Source organism: Pantoea sp. AG702 (genome assembly GCF_003182295.1).
Classification (GTDB): Bacteria; Pseudomonadota; Gammaproteobacteria; order Enterobacterales; family Enterobacteriaceae; genus Pantoea; species Pantoea ananatis.
The window spans coordinates 288,684-309,565 of the sequence record NZ_QGTU01000001.1; the positions used below are offsets into that span (position 1 = coordinate 288,684).

The window sequence follows — 20,882 nt, forward strand, 5'->3', positions numbered from 1 at the left end:
GACAGCAACAGAGGCGCAGTGCAGGCCTCTGTTGTGCCATTTTTAGCGGCACTGTTTGCCGCGTTGTTCCGCCTGGCTCCGGAGAACTACATTCGTGAACGATGCCATCCCTCGCCCGCAAAATAAAACCGCAAAAGCGTTAACGCCGCTGCTGGAAATTCGCAACCTGACCAAATCGTTTGACGGCCAGCATGCCGTGGATGATGTCAGCCTGACCATTTACAAAGGGGAGATTTTCGCTCTGCTCGGCGCGTCCGGCTGTGGCAAATCTACCCTGTTACGCATGCTGGCGGGTTTTGAACAGCCCACCAGCGGCCAGATTGTGCTGGATGGGCACGATCTCTCCCATGTCGCGCCCTATCAGCGGCCGATCAATATGATGTTTCAGAGCTATGCGCTGTTCCCCCATATGACGGTGGAGCAGAACATCGCCTTTGGCCTAAAGCAAGACAAACTGGCAAAGGGCGAAATCGCCAGCCGCGTGGAAGAAATGCTGTCACTGGTGCACATGCAGGAATTTGCCAAACGTAAGCCGCACCAGCTTTCAGGGGGACAACGGCAGCGCGTGGCGCTGGCGCGTAGCCTGGCAAAGCGGCCTAAACTGCTGCTGCTGGATGAACCCATGGGGGCGCTGGACAAAAAGCTACGCGACCGTATGCAACTGGAAGTGGTCGATATTCTGGAGCGGGTCGGGGCGACCTGCGTGATGGTGACGCACGATCAGGAAGAGGCCATGACGATGGCGGGGCGAATTGCCATCATGAACCGGGGCAAATTCGTGCAAATTGGTGAGCCGGAAGAGATTTACGAGCATCCTACCAGCCGCTACAGCGCCGAGTTTATCGGTTCAGTCAACGTGTTCGACGGTCTGCTGCGTGAACGTCAGGAAGACGGCCTGGTGATTGACAGTCCGGGCCTCAAGCATCCTCTGAAAGTGGATTCCGATGTGTCGGTCGTCGATAACGTGCCGGTTCACGTTGCCCTGCGCCCGGAAAAGGTGATGCTGTGTGAAGAGATCCCTGCCGATGGCTGTAACGTCGCGGACGGTGAGGTGGTACACATCGCGTATCTGGGCGATCTCTCCATTTACCATGTTCGCCTGCACAGCGGTCAGATGCTCAGTGCCCAGCTACAAAATGAACATCGCTACCGCAAAGGTATGCCGACCTGGGGCGACCAGGTGCGCCTGTGCTGGGACAGTGACAGCTGCGTGGTTTTGACAGTTTAAGGAGGCGCGATGAGCCAGATTTTTCAACGCACGAAAGCCCCGGCTAAGCTGCTCGGTACACCGTTGCAGCGCTGGGCAACGCGCATAAAAATGCAGCACGGGCGCAAGCTCGTCATTGCATTGCCTTACCTGTGGCTGATTCTGTTTTTTCTGTTGCCGTTCCTGATTGTTTTAAAAATCAGCTTTGCGGATATTGCCCGTGCCATTCCGCCTTATACCGAGTTGGTCACCTGGGCTGACGATCAGCTGAGTCTGGTGCTGAATCTGGGCAACTATGTCACGCTCAGTGAGGATCCGCTGTATATCGACGCCTATTTGCAGTCGTTAAAAGTGGCCGCGATCTCCACTGTCATCTGTCTGCTGATTGGTTATCCGCTGGCCTGGGCCGTCGCGCACAGTAAGCCCTCGATGCGGTCTGTCCTGCTGCTGCTGGTCATATTGCCGTCGTGGACGTCGTTCCTGGTGCGGGTTTACGCCTGGATGGGGCTGCTGAACAATAACGGTATTCTTAATCGTTTTCTGATGTGGACAGGCGTGATCGATCATCCACTGGTGATTCTCTACACCAATACGGCGGTCTATATCGGGATTGTGTACTGCTATCTGCCGTTTATGGTCTTGCCCATCTATACCGCGCTGACGCGTATCGATTACTCGCTGGTGGAAGCCTCGCTGGACCTGGGCGCGCGCCCGCTGAAAACCTTCTTCAGCGTGATCGTGCCTCTGACCAAAGGCGGCATCATTGCCGGTTCCATGCTGGTGTTTATCCCGGCGGTCGGCGAGTACGTGATTCCCGAACTGCTGGGCGGACCGGACAGCATCATGATTGGTCGTATTCTCTGGCAGGAGTTCTTTAACAACCGCGACTGGCCGGTGGCCTCCGCGCTGGCGGTGATCATTTTGCTGATTTTGATTCTGCCGATTATCTGGTTCCATAAACATCAAAACCGAGAAATGGGAGAGAAGGGATGAATAATCTGCCAACGATCCGCTCTCCCTGGCGCACGGCGATTTTGGCCTGCTGCTTTATGTTTCTGTACGCGCCGATGCTGCTGCTGGTGGTTTACTCCTTTAACAGTTCCCAGCTGGTTACGGTCTGGGAAGGGTTTTCATTTCACTGGTATCAGGTGCTGTTTCAGGACGATGCCATGATCGATGCGGTGCTGCTGAGCCTCACCATTGCCGCGCTTTCCGCCACCATGGCGGTGGTGCTGGGTACCATGGCGGCGGTGATCATCGTGCGGTTTGGGCGTTTTCGCGGCCATAACGGCTTTGCCTTTATGCTCACTGCACCGCTGGTCATGCCCGATGTGATTACCGGCCTGTCGCTGCTGTTGCTGTTTGTCGGGCTCGGCAATGCGCTGGGCTGGCCGACAGAACGCGGTACGCTCACCATCTGGCTGGCGCACGTGACCTTCTGTACCGCTTACGTGGCGGTGGTGATCAATTCGCGCCTGCGCGAGTTGGACCGGTCAATTGAGGAAGCCGCAATGGATCTTGGCGCGACGCCGTTGAAGGTCTTCTTTGTGATCACGGTGCCGATGATTGCGCCGGCCATCGTGACCGGCTGGCTGCTGGCCTTTACCCTGTCACTGGATGACCTGGTGATTGCCAGCTTTGTGACCGGCCCGGGTGCCACCACCTTACCGATGGCGATTTTTGCCACGGTACGACGTGGCGTTAATCCGGAGATCAACGCGCTGGCTTCCCTGATCCTGTTCGTTGTGGGCATCGTGGGCTTTATTGCCTGGCGCGTCATGGCACATGAAGAAAAACAGCGTTTAAGCGATATTCAGAAAGCGAAACGTGGCTGAAATCCCCGACTTTTGCCATTCTATAGAAGGGCTGGTTAATCCAGCCTTTTTATCGTCATGGTGGAGTGAAAGACATGTCGGAAATGCTTAAACACGGCGCTGTTTTACCGGCTGCCCCGGTCCCCGTCACGGTGGCGGGCGTGGCGATTATCGCAACGCGCTGCCTGAGCGTGTTGATGCTGGCGAATGAACTGGGTTATACCGAGCTGGCCAACTTTGTCCATCGCAGTGCGCAGTCATGGGATTCCACGCTGATCTTCATCGCCAGCCAGGTCATTTTCTTATTTGAATTGCGCTGTGCCTTCACGCTGATGCGCGGAAGCAACCGGGGACGCTGGGGATTCGTGGCGGCGCAAATTGTGGTGCTGTTATATATGTTGATGGCCTCCACAGGCGGGATCTATCCGGAAATCTACAGTATTGCCGGTGAAAATAATCTGCAGATTATTCACCGCACGCTGCTGCAAAAACTGCCCGATCTGATGGTGTTATTACTGCTTTTTCTGCCCGCCAGCAGCCGCGCATTTTTCCGCAAGCGGTGATACAATCGCGCTCCGCCAACCTTCCCGACAGTTAATACAGGCTTTACCATGCACTGCGCGCTCTATGACGCTCACCGTTGCCGCTCTTGCCAGTGGCTTGAAAAACCCTATCCCCAGCAGCTTGATGATAAAGGGGCCCGGCTGAACCAACTGCTGGCCGCGTTTCCGGTTAAACAGTGGCTGCCGCCGGTAACCTCAGCGCAGCAAGGGTTCCGCAATAAAGCAAAGATGGTGGTAAGCGGCAGCGTTGAGCGTCCGGTTTTCGGCATGGTGCAGCGCAACGGCGAGGCGACAGATCTTTGCGCATGTCCGCTCTATCCCGACAGCTTTTCCCCGGTACTGGCGACCTTAAAACCCTTTATCGCGCGTGCCGGTTTAACGCCGTATAACATTGAACGTCAGCGCGGTGAACTGAAGTATTTGCTGCTCACCGAAAGTACCCAGGGCGGCATGATGCTGCGTTTTGTCCTGCGGTCGCACACCAAACTGACACAGCTGCGTAACGCCCTGCCGTGGCTACAGCAGCAACTCCCACAGCTAAAGGTCATTTCAGCCAACATACAGCCGGTGCATATGGCTATTCTGGAAGGGGACGAGGAGGTCGCATTGACATCCACTCAGGCGCTGGCGGACGAGTTTAACGGCGTGCCGTTGTGGATTCGACCACAAAGCTTTTTCCAGACCAATCCTCAGGTCGCCAGTGCGCTGTACGCGACGGCGCGCGACTGGGTACGTCAACTGCCGGTGACCAGCATGTGGGATCTGTTTTGCGGCGTGGGCGGATTTGGCCTGCATTGTGCCTCACCCACGTTAGCGCTTACCGGTATTGAGATCAGTCCCGAAGCCATCCAGTGCGCGCAGCGCTCTGCGCAGATGCTGGGTCTGAACAACGTCAGTTTTGCCGCACTGGATTCCACCGCGTTTGCCACTGAGCGGGATAGGGTGCCACAGCTGGTGCTGGTGAATCCGCCGCGTCGCGGGATTGGGGAAGCGCTGTGTGATTATCTGAGCGCCATGGCGCCTGACTATGTGCTCTATTCAAGCTGCAATCCGCAGACCATGGCACAGGATATTGCCCGGCTGAAGGATTACGAGGTTACCCAGGTACAGCTGTTCGATATGTTTCCGCACACGGCGCATTTTGAAGTGCTGACGCTACTGACGCGTCAACGGTCAGGCGGGCCAGCCTGATCCTCTGCTGAACGGAGAAGAGTGCAGAACCGATCAGCAGATACGCCGCTGGCCCATGAGCGTTATTCAGGGAACCATTTCTGATTGATTTTCTGCCAGCTGCCGTTGGCTTTCAGGGCCGCCAGCGCCTGATTAAATTTATCCCGCAGTGGGGCGTTACCTTTGCGCACCGCAATCCCCAGGCCGGTACCAAAGTACGCCGGGTCCGTAACGTGTTCACCGACGCTGGCCAGATCGTTGTTGGTTTTTAACCACTGATTGACAACTGCGCTGTCGCCAAATACGCCGTCAAGACGTCCGTTTTTCATGTCCAGAATCGCATTCTGATAGCTGTCATACGCGACGACGTTGATTTCCGGATGCTTGTCCTGCAGATATTTCTGGTGCGTTGTACCGTTCTCAACGCCAATACGTTTGCCTTTCAGCGCATCAATAGCGGTAAATTTCCCTTTAGGCGCAATCACAATGGCGGAGTTCGCGTAATAGGGCTGAGTGAAGTCAACCTGCTTACTGCGTTCAGCGGTGATATCCATACCGGCAATCACGGCGTCATAGCGGCGGAACTTAAGTGAGGGGATCAGGCTGTCAAAGGCCGTGTTGGTAAACGAGCATTCCGCTTTCATCTGTTCGCACAGCGCTTTCGCCAGATCGATATCGAAACCGACAATCTGATTATCGCTGTTCAGCGATTCGAAAGGTGGGTAGGTGGCAGAGGTCGCGAAGCGAATTTTCTCAGCAGCCTGAGCGCTTACGGCCAGGCTTACCAGTGCAGCGGCAATCATCCATTTTTTCATTACAGGCTCCCGTTAGCCATCAATAACACAGCAAGCGAATGCGCCACACGATGCCAGTAAATGAATTTTTATGCAATAAATATGATTATAAAATTAATCAGGCAGGTTGCCCTGCCTGCGGGTTAATTTCGCCGTTCGAACGCCAGGGCGCGTTTCTCGATCAGGCGCATCATAATGGTGAGCAGCCCGTTGACACAGAGGTAAATCAGCCCGGCAGCCGCGTAGACCGTGACATCATAGGTCCGGCCATACAGCAGTTGACCATGGCCCATGACCTCCATCAGCGTAATGGTAAACGCCAGGGATGTGCCCTTAAACACCAGCACCACTTCGTTGGAGTAAGAAGACAGGGCGCGCTTAAACGCATAAGGCAGCAAAATACGCAGGGTTTGCCGGGGCGTCATGCCCAGGGCTTCACAGGACTGCCACTGACCAGCGGGAATGGCACGAACGGCGCCGTAAAACAGCTGAGTCGTGTAGGCCGCGCTGTTAAGCGACAGGGCCAGCATGGCGCAGAGCCAGGGCTGTGATAACAGATGCCATAACCAGGGCAGCGTTTGCAGGCTGGGAAACTGGCCCGGCCCGTAGTAGATCAGGAAGATCTGCACCAGCAGCGGCGTGCCGGTAAACAGGGTAATAAAGCCTTTTACCAGCGGAGAAAACAGCGGGGTTTTCAAGGCCAGTACAATGGTAAAGAGCAGCGACAGCAGCAGCGCGGTTACGAGCGAGGCCGCGGTCAGGCTCAGGCTGGTGTTAAGCCCTTTAAGCAGTTCGGGTAGATAGCTCAGCATCAGCTGTTCCCCCGCTCAAAACGCGTGGTGCGCAGTTCAATTCGGCGCAGTACGGCCTGACTGAAAAGCGTGATCGCCAGATAAATGGCCGCCGCCACTAAAAACCAGGTGAAAGGCTCCTGGGTGCGGGTCGCGATACTTTTCGTCTGCAACATAAGATCGTTAACGCTAATCAGCGACACCAGCGCCGTATCCTTTAGCAAAACCAGCCACTGGTTTCCCAGGCCTGGCAAGGCATGGCGCCACATTTGCGGCATAATCAGACGGAAAAAAATCGCTGACTTTTTCATGCCGAGCGCCTGGCCGGATTCCCACTGTCCAATCGGGACGGCTTTCAGCGCGCCGCGCAGGGTTTGCGAAGCATAGGCCGCATAAAGCATGGCCAGAGCAATAACACCACAGAGGAACGGGCTAACGTCAAAGTTTTCAATGTGCATCTGAACCGGCAGCGTAAACAGGCCGAAGTTCAGCGTAAAGCCGTCGGATAAGGTCAGCAGCAGCTGTGATGTGCCGAAGTAGATAAACAGCACGACCAGGATTTCCGGCAGGCCGCGAATCAGCGTGACGAGCGTGGTTCCGATCCACGCCAGCGGTTTCAGTCGCAGTGACTCCCAGCCGGCAAAGATCATCGCCAGCACCAGGCCAGCGATGAGGGCACAAACAGCAAGGCCGACGGTCATGCCGGCGGCGCTTGCAAGCGGGATTATTTCATTCATCAGAAATTACTGCTGGAACCATTTGCTGTAGATGGTTTTGTAGGTGCCATCGGCTTTGATTTTGTCCAGTGCCGTGTTGAATTTGCTTTGCAGCTCGGTATTTCCCTGACGCACAGCAATGCCCAGACCGGTACCGAAATACGCTTTATCCGTTACTTTCTCACCCACCGGGGCCAGGTTAGCGTTCTGCTTCAGCCACTCGTTGACCACGGCGCTGTCACCAAAGACGGCATCGATGCGGCCATTTTTCAGATCCAGTACCGCATTCTGGTAGCTGTCGTAAGGCACCACGGTAATATCCGCGTGCTTGTCCGTCAGGTATTTTTGATGCGTGGTGCCATTCTGCACCCCGACGCGCTTGCCTTTCAGCGCCTCAACGCTCGCCACTTTGCCTTTCTGCGCAACGAAGATCGCCGAGTTGTCATAGTAAGGTTTGCTGAACAGGACCTGCTTTTCACGTTCAGGGGTGATGTCCATGCCTGCCATCACCGCATCAAAGCGGCGGAATTTCAGGCTGGGGATCAGGCTGTCAAAGGCCTGGTTGGTGAATGTACAGGTCGCATCCATCTCTTTACACAGCGCATTAGCCAGATCGACATCAAAGCCCTGAATTTTGTTATTCGCATCAACAAATTCAAAAGGAGGATAGGAAGCCTCAGTAGCAATACGAATGGTTTCGGCAGCGGAAGCGCTCAGACTTAATCCGGCAAGCAGTGCAGCAAGTACGACTTTTTTCATTTTTAGCATCCTGACTTAGTGCGAAAGATAATGTGCAAACGCCTCGGTTTGCGGCTGTGTAAAGCGGCTGGCATCGCCCTGTTCCACAATATGACCGTTTTCCATGTACACCACACGGCTGGCCGTTTTACGCGCCACTTCCACCTCATGGGTCACGATCACCTGGGTAATCTGGGTCTGGGCCAGTTCGCGAATGATACTGACAATCTGTGCGGTGATTTCGGGGTCGAGCGCGGCGGTCGGTTCATCAAATAACAGGATCTGCGGCTCCATCATCAGCGCGCGGGCAATCGCAACACGTTGCTGCTGTCCGCCAGAGAGGTGCAGGGGAAAGCGGTCGCTGTAGCTGGTGAGACGCAGACGATCGAGCAGCTTGTCGGCTCGGGCCCGGGCATCGGCTTTGCTTAAGCCCAGTACACGGCAGGGCGCTTCCATCAGGTTTTGCAGTACCGTCAGATGGGGCCAGAGATTGTACTGCTGAAAAACCATGCCTACGTTTTGGCGCAGCTCGCGTATTGCTGCCGTCGAAGGCGTTTTGCTGAAGTCGAAATCGTGACCTGCAATGTGCAACTGACCAGAGCGCGGGTGCTCAAGCAGATTCAGCACACGCAACAGCGAGCTTTTCCCTGCACCGCTTGGGCCAAGCAGCACCAGGGTTTCGCCTTGCGGACATTCCAGGTTAATGTCAAACAGCGCCTGATGAGCACCGTAGAAACAGTTAATCGCGTTTAGTTGAATACTCATGCGCCAATTTTGAATAGCTATTAGTTTTGCGGATTTTAACGTCACCAAAATAGTTATGCAATTAAGGTGGCTTAAAATTTACGAATAAGCGGTAAACACCCAAAAGATTAGCACAAGATGTTGTGAGGCGAACGGCGGGCATTTCTGGAAAGGCAGGCTGAATGCCGTCTGAACGCGTCCGGCGGTTAAGCCCGCGCGTTCAGACGTGGAGGTAAAGGTTATTTATTTTTTCGCCTTTTCAAGCATCTGGCTCAGAGAACCGCCTGCCGGGTGAGGCACGTCTGCGACGTAGCGGACATCGTCCACCACCCAGCAACTGCCCTGATGGATCATCAACACTTCATCCTGCCACTGCTTATCGTCACGGCTCATGTTTACCCGCAGCGGGATATTGCGGGCATCCCGGTTTGGAATGGTCGACGCATCAGCAACATCAGCCTGAGTTGGCCCCTGTGCCAGGCTGGAGAACAGATCGCCGCTGTGCCATTGTGTTGCGTTCTGGCTTTGGCTTGCTTCCTGAAGGGCGTGATAGAGACCTTCGCTCAGGTAAGGACGATAGTTTGCCAGCGTGGTGGTGTCAGGCAGACCGGCGGTGGGATGTGCGATCCGCATATCGTAGAACTTTTGTGCCACGGTGTCGGGGCCGCCTTCAACGCAAGGGGCGAGTCGTGGGCCGTTATCCTTAATTACCGGCTCTACTGTCGTACAGGCACTCAGCAGTAGCGCGGCCGGGAGCAAAAGCGCAAAACCTTTGTTTCTCATCTCGATTTCCTTATTGTTCTCTGGCAAGGTGCCTTTTTAACATAGAGTATAGTTCTGCTTTTAGGTGAAAGAGCCTTTGGCCGGTTTACGTAACAGGAGAAAACGATGAAATTTTCGACGACGCCAACCCTGGAAGGACACAGTATTACGGATTACTGTGGCGTGGTCACCGGGGAAGCCATTCTCGGTGCCAACATCTTCCGCGATTTTTTCGCCGGCATTCGCGATATTGTCGGTGGCCGCTCGGGCGCGTATGAAAAGGAACTGCGCAAAGCGCGAGAGATTGCCTTTAAAGAGCTGGAAGAGCAGGCCAGCGCGCTGGGTGCCAATGCGGTCGTCGGCATTGATATCGATTACGAAACCGTGGGTAAAGACAGCAGCATGCTGATGGTGAGCGTGACCGGCACGGCGGTTGTGATTCGTTGAAACGTATTCTGCTGCTGTTGGCGCTCTGGGTGCTGGTGGGCTGCCAGTCGGGCATAGAATCACGACCGGGCTATTGGGTCGATCTGCGTCATCCCGCTCAGGGCGCGCGACCGCGCGTAAAAGTGGTGGTGATTCACTATACCGCAGAAGACTTTTCCTCTTCCCTGGCCACGTTGACCGATCGTGACGTCAGCGTCCATTATCTTATTCCTCGCCAGCCGCCGCAGCGCAAGGGGCAGGGCATTATCTGGCAACTGGTACCGGAGCAGGATCTGGCCTGGCATGCCGGGCCGAGCTTCTGGCGCGGCGCAACCCGTATCAACGATACGTCAGTCGGCATTGAGCTGGTGAACAACGGCTATCGCCGTACCCTGACCGGCCTGGAATGGCAGCCTTTTCCTCCCGAACAAATCCGTGTGCTCGGCGCGCTCATCAAGGATATCGCCCGCCGATATGGTATCGCGCCGGAAAATATCGTGGGCCACAGCGATATCGCCCCTCAGCGTAAACAGGATCCTGGCCCGCGGTTCCCGTGGCGGGAGCTGGCTGAGCAGGGCATTGGCGCCTGGCCCGATCCGCAGCGCGTCGCTTTTTACTTAGCCGGGCAGCATCGAGATGCCGCCGTACCGGTTGCCACAGTGCTTGATCGCCTTCAGCGCTACGGCTATGAGGTCACGGAAGGAATGAGCGCGAACCAGCAACGGAATTTGATTGCGGCGTTTCAGATGCATTTCCGCCCAGCGAATTATCAGGGTTTAGCGGATGCTGAAACCCTGGCGATAGCAGAGGCGCTGCTGGAAAAATACGGGGAAGCGCAATAACCGGTGGTTACCGCGCTCAACATCTAGCGACTCGCGTAAGGTGACGCGGCAAGGGAAGACGGCGTGACGGGAGCTCCGGAACGATGCTGTGCCAAAAACGCTCGCCAGTGCGACAGCACCTTTTCCAGCGCCGGGCGCTCAGCATCCAGATGGGTGACGATTCGGGTCACGGGACCCACGCTCATCAGCACATCATGGGATCTCATCCACTGACCCAGCGTGTCAACCTGGTCTGCCGGGACGCGCACAAACAGCATATTCGTCTGCTGCTCCGTGACCTCAATGCCGATCTTCTGCAGCGCCTCTCCTAGCCAGGCCGCATTCTCGTGATCGGTCTGTAACCGTGCGACGTTGTGTTGCAACGCATACAGCCCCGCCGCTGCCAGCACCCCCGCCTGACGCATACCGCCGCCAGTCATCTTGCGCCAGCGACGCGCGCGTTCAATATAATCTGTATCGCCGCAGAGCAGTGAACCCACGGGCGCGCCCAGTCCTTTTGACAAGCAGATGGTTAAGGTATCGCAATAACGGGCAAGGTTTTCTAGCGTGGTTTGCTGCGCCACGACGGCATTAAAAATACGTGCGCCGTCAATGTGCAGCGCCAGCTTATGCTTGCGGGTAAAATGCCACGCCTGCTCCAGATAGCCCGCGGGCAGGACTTTGCCATGATGGGTATTCTCCAGGCTCAGGAGCCGGGTCGGGGCGAAATGAATATCGTCAGGTTTGATGAAGTCGGCCACCACATCCAGCGGCAGGCTGCCGTCGGCCGCCGCCAGAATCGGCTGGGGTTGGATGCTCCCCAGTACCGCCGCGCCGCCTGCTTCGTACTTATAGTTATGCGCCTGCTGGCCCACAATGTACTCTTCACCACGCTGACAGTGGCTCAGCAACGCCACCAGATTGGCCTGGGTGCCAGTGGGCAGAAACAGCGCAGCGGCTTTACCACTTAGCCTCGCCGCTTCGGCTTCCAGTGCGTTAACGGTAGGATCGTCTCGATAAACATCATCCCCGGTTTCAGCAGCCATCATCGCCTGTAGCATGGCGGCACTGGGACGGGTCACGGTATCACTGCGTAGATCAATCACATTGTGCTCCTGGGCAGCAAAATGCCAGGCGGGCGGAGAACCCGCCTGTAACATCCGTCTGTTTTACCGCAGCCAGTTGGTTTTTGCCAGTTCAAGCACTTCATCACCGCGGCCGTTAATAACGGCGCGTAGCATGTAGAGGCTAAAGCCTTTGGCCTGTTCCAGCTTAATTTCCGGCGGCATCGCCAGTTCTTCTTTTGCGGTAATCACATCGACCAGGACTGGGCCATCATGGGCAAAGGCCTGTTCCAGCGCGCCATTCAGTTCAGAGGCTTTCTCAACGCGAATGCCTTTAACACCACAGGCCTGAGCAATGGCGGCAAAATCAGGATTGTGCAGATCGGTGCCGTCGGTGAGATAACCGCCGGCCTTCATCTCCATGGCAACAAAGCCCAGCGAGCTGTTGTTAAAAATCACCAGTTTTACCGGCAACTTCAACTGGGCGACGGTCAGGAAATCGCCCATCAGCATACTGAATCCGCCGTCGCCGCATAGCGCCACGACCTGACGGTCACGGTTGAGTGATTGCGCGCCCATGGCCTGCGGCATCGCGTTCGCCATTGAACCGTGGTTAAAGGAGCCAAGCAGACGACGCTGGCCGTTCATTTTCAGGTAGCGAGCCGCCCAGACGGTTGGCGTGCCCACGTCGCAGGTAAAGATCGCGTCGTCGTCGGCAAGTTGACTGATTTGCTGGGCCACATATTGCGGATGAATCGGCTGGTTATCATTGGCTGTTGCCAGCGAATCCAGATCTTTACGCGCCTCGGCATAATGCTTCAGTGCGCTGTCCAGGTGACGCTGCTCGGTTTTGACCTGCAGCTTTGGCAGCAGCGCGCGCAGCGTGGTTTTGACATCGCCGATATAAGCCTGATCTACATGGCAGTGCGAGCCCAGACTGCCCGGATTAATGTCGAGTTGAATAATTTTCGCTTTTTCCGGGTAGAAGGCGCGATAGGGGAACTGGGTGCCAAGCAGGACCAGGGTGTCGGCATTCATCATGGCATGATAGCCCGAGGAAAAACCGATCAGTCCGGTCATGCCCACATCGTACGGGTTATCGTATTCAATGTGCTCTTTGCCGCGCAGGGCATGGACCACCGGCGCTTTCAGCGTTGCCGCCAGCTCCACGACTTCCCGGTGCGCGCCTGCGCAGCCGCTGCCGCACATCAGCGTAATATTTTTCGCGTCGTTCAGGGTTTGCGCCAGGGTGGTCAGCTCATCGGCGGACGGCAGCACCAGCGGCAACTGCGGTGGATACCAGTCAGCGCGGGCGGATTCCGGTGCGGCCTGCAGCGCGACATCGCCCGGCAGGACAACCACCGATACGCCACGATTCAGGATGGCTTTACGCATCGCAATGCCCAGCACCTGCGGCAACTGCTCGGGGTTCGATACCAGCTCACAGTAGTGGCTGCATTCGCGGAACAGCTCCTGAGGATGGGTTTCCTGAAAGTAACCACTGCCGATTTCGCTGGAAGGAATATGGGCCGCAATCGCCAGGACCGGCACGCGGTTGCGATGGCAGTCAAAAAGGCCGTTAATCAAGTGCAGGTTACCGGGTCCGCATGAACCCGCACATACTGCCAGTTCCCCACTGACATGCGCTTCTGCACCAGCAGAAAAGGCGGCCACTTCTTCATGGCGGGTGGGCATCCACTCAATGGTGCCCATTCGGTTCAGGCTGTCGCTCAGGCCGTTTAATGAGTCACCCGTGACGCCCCAAATACGTTTTACACCGGCGTTTTCCAGCGTTTTGGCCACCAGCGCCGCTACGGTTTGTTTCATCTTCTTCTCCTTGGTCATCCGTCGCCATCCACCGGATAGCAGAATCAAACAGCTCACAAGAAGCGTAGACGACGCTGATTCAACTTAACCGTAAAAAATTGCATCAAAAGTTGAATTCAGCCATCAGGCAGAGAACAGCGCGATTAAGACCGGCGCAAGCAGGCTCATGACAAAACCGTGCACAATCGCAGCCGGAACGATTTCTGAACCGCCCGCCCGTTGCAATACCGGTAAGGTAAAATCCATCGAGGTGGCGCCGCATAAGCCCAGCGCTGTGCTGCGGTGGCGGGCAATCAGCGCGGGCACCAGCATGATGGCGATAAGCTCTCGCAACAGATCGTTAAAGAATGCCGCGCTGCCGATCACCGGACCAAAGGCTTCCGTCATCAGAATCCCCGAAAGCGAGTACCAGCCGAAGCCGCTGGCTAAGGCCAGACCGGTTTTCAGCGGCAGCCCCAGTATCAGCGCCGCGATCATTCCGCCCAACAGCGCGCTCAACAGCACCGCGCCCGCCACCATCATGCCACGGCGGTTTAACACAATCTGCCGCAGCGTCATCCCACTGCCGCGCAGCTGAATCCCCACCAGCAGAAGCAAAAAGAGTAATGCATATTCACTGGCGGCTGACGCATGATGCAGCCAGGGCCACTGGGTCAGGCCCAGCACAAAGCCGGCGATCACCACGCCGCATAACGTCAGCGATTCCAGCGCCATATGCAAACGTGAGGGCAGCTTTTGTTGTTTGTGACTGTGCTGCCAGGGCAGGCGATGTTCCAGCCAGCGTAGCGCCAGCAGGTTACACAGTAGAATGCAAGCCGTTGCCACGGCGGCGGTATAAAACACCGTCACCAGATTGCTGCTGAGATTATCGAGAAAGGCCAGGCTGATGCCCATAAAAAACAGGATGACGTAGACCATCCAACCCAGCAGCCGGTTTACGGCCTTCAGGAACGCAACGTGCCGAAGCGGTAACAGCCAGCCTGCCAGCAGAGGCAGAAGAATAATTAAGAGTCCGGAATACATAATGAAAGGTTCGTCCATGTCGAAAGTCACGACACGCTAGCGAAAAAGCGTAGGGGAGTAAACCTTTGTCATAAAGTCTCTTGACCCCCTGATGAAGCCGCTCCATTCTTCGGAAAGCAAAGAGGATAAAAACGCTATGATTCTGGAACATATCGATATCCGGGGATTCCGCGGCATCAATCAACTCTCTTTACCGCTGACGCGCATCAACCTGTTGATTGGTGAAAACGCCTGGGGGAAATCCAGCCTGCTCGACGCGCTCAGCCTGCTGCTCTCTCCCCGCACGCGCGACTATGCGTTCTCCCTTGATGATTTTCATTTTACGCCGGGTGAGGTTAAGGATCGGGTGCATCGGTTGTCGGTTGTTTTCCACTTTGCGGATGACGAAGCGGACACCAGCGAGCTGCTGCAGCCATTCTGGCAACCCGGCGAGCAGGGAAAGCGCCGCCTGAGCTATAGCGTGCAGGCCAGACGGCGTGACGATCAGATTACCTCGACGCGCCGCTTTATCGACGGGAATGGGCAGGTATTACCGGAAGCGGGAAGCGCGGCGGCGATAGATTACCTGCTGCGCATGAACCCGGTATTACGGCTGCGCGATGCCCGCTTCAGCCGCCGCATCCGACCGGTTGAGAGCGGTATTGATGCCCGCCTCTCTACCTTAAACCAACTGGCGAAAGAGCTGGATACCCTCACGCGAGATCTGGAGCAGCACCCGCAGCAGATGAGTAATGCCATGCTACGGCAAGGATTGCAGACGATGCAGCAGCTCGTAGAACACTATTTCCTGATCCAGCATCCTGAGCGGGGCAGCGAGCCGCACCGCGTTGAGCCGCAGTCACGTGAAGGTGCCCGGGGCTGGCATTCGCTGGATCAGCTCAATCATCTGATTGCCGCCACCGACGTTCGCAGCCGTCAGCTTATTTTGTTGCGCATGTTTACCCTGCTGGTGCAGGCACGGGGAAGCGAACCTCTGGCGCCGGGCGCACGGCCGCTGCTGCTGATTGAGGATCCGGAGACCCGCCTGCATCCCATTATGCTGTCCGTGGCGTGGAATCTGCTGACGCTGCTGCCGCTGCAGAAGATCGCGACAACCAATTCCGGAGAGCTGCTTTCTCAGGTCGCGATCGAGCATGTTTGCCGGCTGGTTCGCGAGCCCGCGCGCGTGGCCGCATGGCGCGTCGGTCCCGAAGGGCTGAGTGCTGAAGAGAGCCGGCGAATCGGCTTCCACATTAAAGTTAACCGGCCTTCGGCCCTGTTTGCCCGCTGCTGGCTCCTGGTTGAAGGCGAAACCGAAGTCTGGATCATTAACGAGATGGCGCGACAATGCGGCTTTCACTTTGCCGCGGAAGGCATAAAAGTGATTGAGTTCGCCCAGTCAGGATTAAAACCGCTGTTGAAATTTGCCCGGCGTATGGGCATTGCCTGGCATGTGCTGACTGACGGCGATATGGCAGGGAAAAAATACGCGGCCACGGCGCGCAGTCAGCTCCTGCCGCCTGACGTTGAGAAGCATCACTTAACGGCGCTACCGGCGGCGGATATAGAGCACTTCCTTTATCAGAATGGCTTTAGCGATATTTATCAACAAGCAGCGCACCTGCCGTTAAACGTGCCGATGAAACCCAGGCGTATTATTACCAAAGCGATTCATCGTGCATCTAAACCTGAACTGGCCATTATGGTCGCGATGGCGGCAGCTGAACGCGGCACCGAGGCCATACCGGAACGCCTGCGGGACATGTTTGCACGCGTTATCAGACTGGCGCAGGGTAAAGCGGGTTAGCGATTCGCAAGTAAAAATGCCAGCACGGCAGGCTGGCATTTTCAACGGAGCGGTCCAACGTTGGGGTGATCTCAGGCGACAGCCTGTTGCGCTTCAACGGGTACTATCAGACTGGCATGGTTGCCCTTAGGGCCCTGATGAACGTCAAAATGGACCTGCTGGCCCGCCTTTAGCGTTCTGTAACCATCCATCTGTATCGTTGAGTAGTGTGCGAAGATATCTTCTCCGCCCCCGATTGGACAGATAAAGCCGAAACCTTTGGCGTTATTGAACCATTTAACGGTACCTGTCTCCATGCTTTTACTTCCCTCGCAAGACATTTTATAAGTAGGTGAGGTCACTGAAGCCGTGAGTCGGGTTTGATTAAAACTCAATCAGCTTGTGAAGGTAGAATGTAGAGAAACTGGCGTGGTCGTCAAGCAAACCACCGGGCAAGGCGGGGAAAAAATCATCAAAATTTGAGGTAGTTAACGCTATTTGAAATTTTGTGATACAGGTCGCGTGTGGCATTTTTAGCGGAATGATTCATTAGCGACTGTGCACTTGACACACGTGTTAAACTCTACAGATGAACCGGGTTTATGACGATGTACAGAATCACAACGGAACACTATGGCAAACACAAATGACTGGCTAAATTTTGAACAATTAGCTGACGATAAAGTACGCGAAGGGTTAAAGCCGCCTTCCATGTATAAAGTCATTCTGAATAATGACGATTATACACCTATGGAATTTGTTATTGACGTTCTGCAAAAGTTCTTTTCTTATGATATTGAACGTGCAACGCAACTGATGCTGAAAGTTCACTACCACGGTAAAGCAATCTGTGGTGTATTTACCGCAGAGGTCGCTGAGACCAAAGCGGCGCAGGTGAATAATTACGCGCGGGACAATCATCATCCGTTGCTGTGTACGCTTGAAAAAGCCTGAGCCTCTCTCCATACAGGAAGCAGGTCAGAGCGATTAACTGGAGGAGGTGCCTAATGCTCAATCAAGAACTGGAACTCAGTTTAAACATGGCTTTCGCCAGAGCGCGTGAGCACCGTCATGAGTTTATGACCGTCGAGCATCTGTTACTGGCGTTGCTCAGTAACCCGTCGGCCAGAGAGGCACTGGAAGCCTGTACGGTGGACATTGTGGCTCTAAGGCAGGAACTCGAAGCCTTCATTGAACAGACCACGCCTGTGCTGCCAGCCAGCGAAGAAGAGCGTGACACACAACCTACGCTCAGTTTCCAGCGTGTATTGCAGCGTGCGGTTTTCCATGTTCAGTCATCCGGACGCAGTGAAGTTACCGGCGCTAACGTGCTGGTTGCCATCTTTAGCGAGCAAGAGTCGCAGGCGGCTTATCTGCTGCGCAAACACGAAGTCAGCCGCCTTGATGTGGTGAATTTCATCTCTCATGGCACGCGTAAAGACGAACCCGGCCAGGCACCTGGTGCTGAAAATCCGGTTAACGAAGAGCAAGCAGGCGGGGAGGAACGTATGGAAAACTTCACCACCAATCTCAATCAGCTTGCTCGCGTCGGCGGAATTGACCCGCTGATCGGTCGCGACAAAGAGCTGGAACGAACTATTCAGGTCCTGTGTCGTCGCCGTAAAAATAATCCCCTGCTGGTGGGTGAATCCGGCGTCGGGAAAACCGCCATTGCGGAAGGCTTAGCCTGGCGCATTGTGCAGGGTGACGTGCCTGAAGTGATGAAAGACTGCACGATTTACTCTCTCGATATCGGCTCGTTGCTGGCGGGCACCAAATACCGGGGTGACTTTGAGAAACGTTTCAAAGCGCTGTTAAAACAGCTGGAGCAGGATAACAGCAGCATCCTGTTTATTGACGAGATTCATACCATTATCGGTGCGGGTGCGGCATCGGGTGGGCAGGTCGATGCGGCAAACCTGATCAAACCGCTGCTCTCCAGCGGTAAGATCCGCGTGATGGGCTCTACCACCTATCAGGAATTCAGCAACATCTTTGAAAAAGATCGTGCGCTGGCGCGTCGTTTCCAGAAAATCGATATCACCGAGCCGTCGGTGGAAGAAACGGTGCAGATTCTTAACGGCCTGAAAACCAAATACGAAGCGCACCATGACGTTCGCTATACGGCCAAAGCCGTGCGTGCGGCCGTTGAGCTGGCGGTGAAATACATTAACGATCGCCATCTGCCGGATAAAGCCATCGACGTGATCGATGAGGCCGGTGCCCGTGCGCGTCTGATGCCCGCGAGCAAACGTAAGAAAACCGTTAACGTGGCTGATATCGAAACCGTGGTGGCGCGTATTGCCCGTATTCCAGAGCAGAGCGTCTCAGCAACCGATCGCGATACGCTCAAGAACCTGGGCGACCGTCTGAAAATGCTGGTGTTTGGTCAGGATAACGCCATTGAAGCGCTGACCGAAGCCATCAAGATGAGCCGTGCAGGGCTGGGGCAGGATCGCAAGCCGGTGGGATCGTTCCTGTTTGCTGGCCCAACGGGCGTCGGTAAAACCGAAGTTACCGTTCAGCTGGCGAAAGCGCTGGGAATTGAGCTGCTGCGCTTCGACATGTCTGAGTACATGGAGCGCCATACCGTCAGTCGTTTGATCGGTGCGCCTCCGGGCTATGTGGGTTTCGATCAGGGCGGCCTGCTGACCGATGCGGTAATCAAGCATCCTCACGCCGTTGTGCTGCTGGATGAGATTGAGAAAGCGCACCCGGATGTGTTCAACCTGCTTCTGCAGGTGATGGACAACGGTATGCTGACCGATAACAACGGCCGCAAGGCCGACTTCCGTAACGTGGTGCTGGTGATGACCACCAACGCCGGCGTGCGTGAAACCGAGCGTAAATCGATTGGCCTGATCCATCAGGACAACAGTACGGATGCCATGGAAGAGATTAAGAAAATCTTTACCCCTGAATTCCGTAACCGCCTGGACAACATTATCTGGTTCAGCCACCTGTCAACGGACGTTATCCATCAGGTCGTCGACAAGTTTATTGTTGAACTGCAGGCACAGCTGGATGCGAAAGGTGTTTCACTGGAGGTCAGTGACGAAGCGCGTGACTGGCTGGCAGAGAAGGGCTATGACAAAGCGATGGGCGCTCGTCCGATGGCGCGTACCGTTCAGGAGAGCCTGAAGAAACCGCTGGCGAACGAACTGCTGTTTGGTTCGCTGGTTGACGGTGGATCGGTCTCTGTTGCGCTGGATAAAGAGAAGGGGCAACTGACCTATCACTTCCTGAGTGCGCAAAAACGTAAAACGGAAGGCACCGTGCACTAAGCGCGGTATGACAGAAAGAGAAAAGGCCGGATAATATCCGGCCTTTTTTTGTTTGCCCGCACACGAGGCGCAGGCAACGGCATCAACGCAACTCAGCGACTACGGAAGACAATGCGGCCTTTGCTCAGGTCGTACGGGGTCAGCTCGACAGTCACTTTGTCGCCCGTCAGGATGCGGATGTAGTTTTTACGCATTTTACCGGAGATATGAGCGGTAACCACGTGTCCGTTCTCAAGTTCTACGCGGAACATGGTGTTAGGTAACGTATCCAGTACGGTACCTTGCATTTCAATATTGTCTTCTTTGGCCATCGAATCCTCTGGGTGTACTACCTTTCAGTTGAACCGGCAAGATAATGCCCAATTCAACAAGTTATGTAAAGAACCGTCGGCAATAAAGCCAACGCATCGCCGTGCTTCGCGTTATAACGCGAGCATGTCGGTTAAATTCGGGTGTTTATGTGACGTCTGCGGGGGATTAGCGGGCTAAGAATCTGAATCAACCGGTAACACGCGCACGATTGAAACAGTTCCGAGAGTGCGATGAGATTCCCAGCCTGGCAATTCCGGCTTGAAAATCAAGCGCGGACGACATACCAAACGCCGCTATTATATCACTTAACCGGGTTTATGTGTGCAAAACATCTGCGCGCGGATTAAAAAAGGGTTTGATTCCGCCAGCAGCCGCTGTCCACGGGCTGCGAGGACAGGTTTTTTACCGCATCCAGGTAAGCTTCGCGGGGAATATCGACCGCGCCGAGTGAAGCCGTATGGGGATTCAGTATCTGGCAATCCACCAGGCGTCCTTTGTGCTTAATAAAATGCTGACAGAAAACCCAAAGTGCGGTTTTCGAGGCGTTGGTCTGCAGGCTGAACATGGATTCGCCACAAAATATCTGGCCCAGCGCCAGACCATACATGCCGCCCACCAGGTCTTGCTCGCGCCAGACTTCAATGGAATGGGCATGACCAAGCTCATAAAGCTTCAGCCATGCGCGTTTGACTTCAAAAGTAATCCATGTCCCTTCTTCCCGACCGGCCGCACAGCCTTCGACCACGTCGGAAAAGGCTTCATTCATCGTAACCCGATAAGGTGATTGCTGGTGGAAGCGCTTCATACTGCGGCTGAGGTGAAAACGGTCTGGGAGTAACACCGCGCGAGGGTCGGGTGACCACCACAGAATCGGATCGCCAGGGGAAAACCAGGGAAAAATCCCCTGCTGATAGGCGTTGAGCAGGCGCGCAGGCGAGAGATCACCGCCCATAGCCAGCAGGCCATTGGGCTCACGCAGCGCCGTTTCTGGAGGAGGAAACAGCAACGATTCCCGTGACAGTTGAACCAGTCTCATCGCGTTAAGTTATCCATCAGCTTTT

The 20,882-nt window shown here is 55.4% G+C and carries 22 protein-coding genes; 10 read left to right on the forward strand and 12 right to left on the reverse strand.

Translation table 11 applies throughout. The features are described 5' to 3' along the window. Nucleotides 1-94 precede the first annotated feature (94 nt). The 5 genes from potG to rlmC all read left to right on the forward strand — a co-directional run bounded on the left by potG (nucleotide 95) and on the right by rlmC (nucleotide 4,775). Nucleotides 95-1,228: a putrescine ABC transporter ATP-binding subunit PotG gene (gene potG / locus DFO57_RS01390; RefSeq protein ID WP_014606214.1), complete on the forward strand. Its 1,134-nt coding sequence runs from the start codon at nucleotides 95-97 to the stop codon at nucleotides 1,226-1,228. Between the two features lie 9 nt (nucleotides 1,229-1,237). After that, on the forward strand, nucleotides 1,238-2,200 hold the full coding sequence (potH, locus tag DFO57_RS01395) for a putrescine ABC transporter permease PotH (protein ID WP_013025204.1): 963 nt from the start codon (nucleotides 1,238-1,240) through the stop codon (nucleotides 2,198-2,200). After that, nucleotides 2,197-3,042, forward strand: coding sequence for a putrescine ABC transporter permease PotI (potI, locus tag DFO57_RS01400; RefSeq protein WP_013025205.1), 846 nt, complete (start codon nucleotides 2,197-2,199; stop codon nucleotides 3,040-3,042). The genes potH and potI overlap by 4 nt, the downstream gene beginning before the upstream one ends. A 74-nt stretch (nucleotides 3,043-3,116) precedes the next feature. Beyond that, nucleotides 3,117-3,584 carry a YbjO family protein gene (locus tag DFO57_RS01405; protein ID WP_014593297.1) on the forward strand — a complete coding sequence of 156 codons (468 nt, stop codon included), beginning with the start codon at nucleotides 3,117-3,119 and terminating at the stop codon, nucleotides 3,582-3,584. A 48-nt stretch (nucleotides 3,585-3,632) separates the two neighbouring features. Beyond that, nucleotides 3,633-4,775 carry a 23S rRNA (uracil(747)-C(5))-methyltransferase RlmC gene (gene rlmC, locus DFO57_RS01410; protein ID WP_015700669.1) on the forward strand — a complete coding sequence of 381 codons (1,143 nt, stop codon included), beginning with the start codon at nucleotides 3,633-3,635 and terminating at the stop codon, nucleotides 4,773-4,775. A gap of 62 nt (nucleotides 4,776-4,837) precedes the next feature. Here rlmC and artJ (DFO57_RS01415) read toward each other — a convergent pair whose 3' ends face one another. From artJ (DFO57_RS01415) to DFO57_RS01440, 6 genes are all read right to left on the reverse strand, one after another. Then, nucleotides 4,838-5,569, reverse strand: coding sequence for an arginine ABC transporter substrate-binding protein (artJ, locus tag DFO57_RS01415; RefSeq protein ID WP_015700668.1), 732 nt, complete (start codon nucleotides 5,567-5,569; stop codon nucleotides 4,838-4,840). 122 nt (nucleotides 5,570-5,691) lie between these two features. Further along, complete coding sequence (gene artM / locus DFO57_RS01420) at nucleotides 5,692-6,360, reverse strand: arginine ABC transporter permease ArtM (RefSeq protein WP_013025209.1); 669 nt, start codon at nucleotides 6,358-6,360, stop codon at nucleotides 5,692-5,694. Beyond that, nucleotides 6,360-7,076, reverse strand: a complete 717-nt coding sequence (gene artQ / locus DFO57_RS01425) for an arginine ABC transporter permease ArtQ (RefSeq protein ID WP_110014997.1) — start codon at nucleotides 7,074-7,076, stop codon at nucleotides 6,360-6,362. The genes artM and artQ overlap by 1 nt, the downstream gene beginning before the upstream one ends. A gap of 6 nt (nucleotides 7,077-7,082) precedes the next feature. Further along, nucleotides 7,083-7,814, reverse strand: coding sequence for an arginine ABC transporter substrate-binding protein (gene artJ, locus DFO57_RS01430; RefSeq protein ID WP_014606210.1), 732 nt, complete (start codon nucleotides 7,812-7,814; stop codon nucleotides 7,083-7,085). A 15-nt stretch (nucleotides 7,815-7,829) separates the two neighbouring features. After that, on the reverse strand, nucleotides 7,830-8,558 hold the full coding sequence (gene artP / locus DFO57_RS01435; RefSeq protein WP_014606209.1) for an arginine ABC transporter ATP-binding protein ArtP: 729 nt from the start codon (nucleotides 8,556-8,558) through the stop codon (nucleotides 7,830-7,832). Nucleotides 8,559-8,780: 222 nt separating this feature from the next. Beyond that, nucleotides 8,781-9,320, reverse strand: coding sequence for a lipoprotein (locus DFO57_RS01440; RefSeq protein WP_014593303.1), 540 nt, complete (start codon nucleotides 9,318-9,320; stop codon nucleotides 8,781-8,783). 105 nt (nucleotides 9,321-9,425) lie between these two features. Between DFO57_RS01440 and DFO57_RS01445 the strand changes: the two genes are divergently transcribed. Both DFO57_RS01445 and DFO57_RS01450 read left to right on the forward strand, forming a co-directional pair. Then, on the forward strand, nucleotides 9,426-9,746 hold the full coding sequence (locus DFO57_RS01445; protein WP_013025214.1) for a heavy metal-binding domain-containing protein: 321 nt from the start codon (nucleotides 9,426-9,428) through the stop codon (nucleotides 9,744-9,746). Further along, nucleotides 9,743-10,567 (forward strand): N-acetylmuramoyl-L-alanine amidase, encoded by an 825-nt coding sequence (locus DFO57_RS01450; protein WP_110014998.1) that lies wholly within the window; start codon nucleotides 9,743-9,745, stop codon nucleotides 10,565-10,567. The genes DFO57_RS01445 and DFO57_RS01450 overlap by 4 nt, the downstream gene beginning before the upstream one ends. A 23-nt stretch (nucleotides 10,568-10,590) precedes the next feature. Here the strand turns inward: DFO57_RS01450 and ltaE are convergent, their stop codons facing one another. From ltaE to DFO57_RS01465, 3 genes are all read right to left on the reverse strand, one after another. Next, on the reverse strand, nucleotides 10,591-11,652 hold the full coding sequence (gene ltaE / locus DFO57_RS01455) for a low-specificity L-threonine aldolase (protein WP_233255844.1): 1,062 nt from the start codon (nucleotides 11,650-11,652) through the stop codon (nucleotides 10,591-10,593). 63 nt (nucleotides 11,653-11,715) lie between these two features. Further along, entirely contained in the window at nucleotides 11,716-13,437 is a 1,722-nt protein-coding gene (gene poxB / locus DFO57_RS01460) for a ubiquinone-dependent pyruvate dehydrogenase (protein WP_110015000.1), read from the reverse strand. A 123-nt stretch (nucleotides 13,438-13,560) separates the two neighbouring features. Beyond that, a complete protein-coding gene (locus DFO57_RS01465) occupies nucleotides 13,561-14,460 on the reverse strand; it encodes a lysine exporter LysO family protein (RefSeq protein ID WP_024470921.1) in 900 nt (299 codons plus the stop codon). Between the two features lie 136 nt (nucleotides 14,461-14,596). On the opposite strand from DFO57_RS01465, the gene DFO57_RS01470 reads away from it, so the two are divergent. Next, nucleotides 14,597-16,246, forward strand: coding sequence for an ATP-dependent endonuclease (locus tag DFO57_RS01470; RefSeq protein ID WP_041457557.1), 1,650 nt, complete (start codon nucleotides 14,597-14,599; stop codon nucleotides 16,244-16,246). Between the two features lie 71 nt (nucleotides 16,247-16,317). Here DFO57_RS01470 and cspD read toward each other — a convergent pair whose 3' ends face one another. Next, complete coding sequence (cspD, locus tag DFO57_RS01475) at nucleotides 16,318-16,542, reverse strand: cold shock-like protein CspD (protein WP_006118603.1); 225 nt, start codon at nucleotides 16,540-16,542, stop codon at nucleotides 16,318-16,320. A 316-nt stretch (nucleotides 16,543-16,858) separates the two neighbouring features. Here cspD and clpS point away from each other — a divergent pair, with 316 nt between their 5' ends. Together clpS and clpA are read left to right on the forward strand one after the other, a co-directional pair. Then, complete coding sequence (gene clpS / locus DFO57_RS01480) at nucleotides 16,859-17,179, forward strand: ATP-dependent Clp protease adapter ClpS (protein ID WP_013025221.1); 321 nt, start codon at nucleotides 16,859-16,861, stop codon at nucleotides 17,177-17,179. 53 nt (nucleotides 17,180-17,232) lie between these two features. Further along, nucleotides 17,233-19,509 carry an ATP-dependent Clp protease ATP-binding subunit ClpA gene (gene clpA, locus DFO57_RS01485; protein ID WP_013025222.1) on the forward strand — a complete coding sequence of 759 codons (2,277 nt, stop codon included), beginning with the start codon at nucleotides 17,233-17,235 and terminating at the stop codon, nucleotides 19,507-19,509. Nucleotides 19,510-19,601: 92 nt separating this feature from the next. Here clpA and infA read toward each other — a convergent pair whose 3' ends face one another. Both infA and aat read right to left on the reverse strand, forming a co-directional pair. Then, nucleotides 19,602-19,820, reverse strand: coding sequence for a translation initiation factor IF-1 (gene infA / locus DFO57_RS01490; protein WP_002211347.1), 219 nt, complete (start codon nucleotides 19,818-19,820; stop codon nucleotides 19,602-19,604). A gap of 344 nt (nucleotides 19,821-20,164) precedes the next feature. Then, nucleotides 20,165-20,857 (reverse strand): leucyl/phenylalanyl-tRNA--protein transferase, encoded by a 693-nt coding sequence (gene aat, locus DFO57_RS01495; RefSeq protein ID WP_013025223.1) that lies wholly within the window; start codon nucleotides 20,855-20,857, stop codon nucleotides 20,165-20,167. Nucleotides 20,858-20,882: the final 25 nt, after the last annotated feature.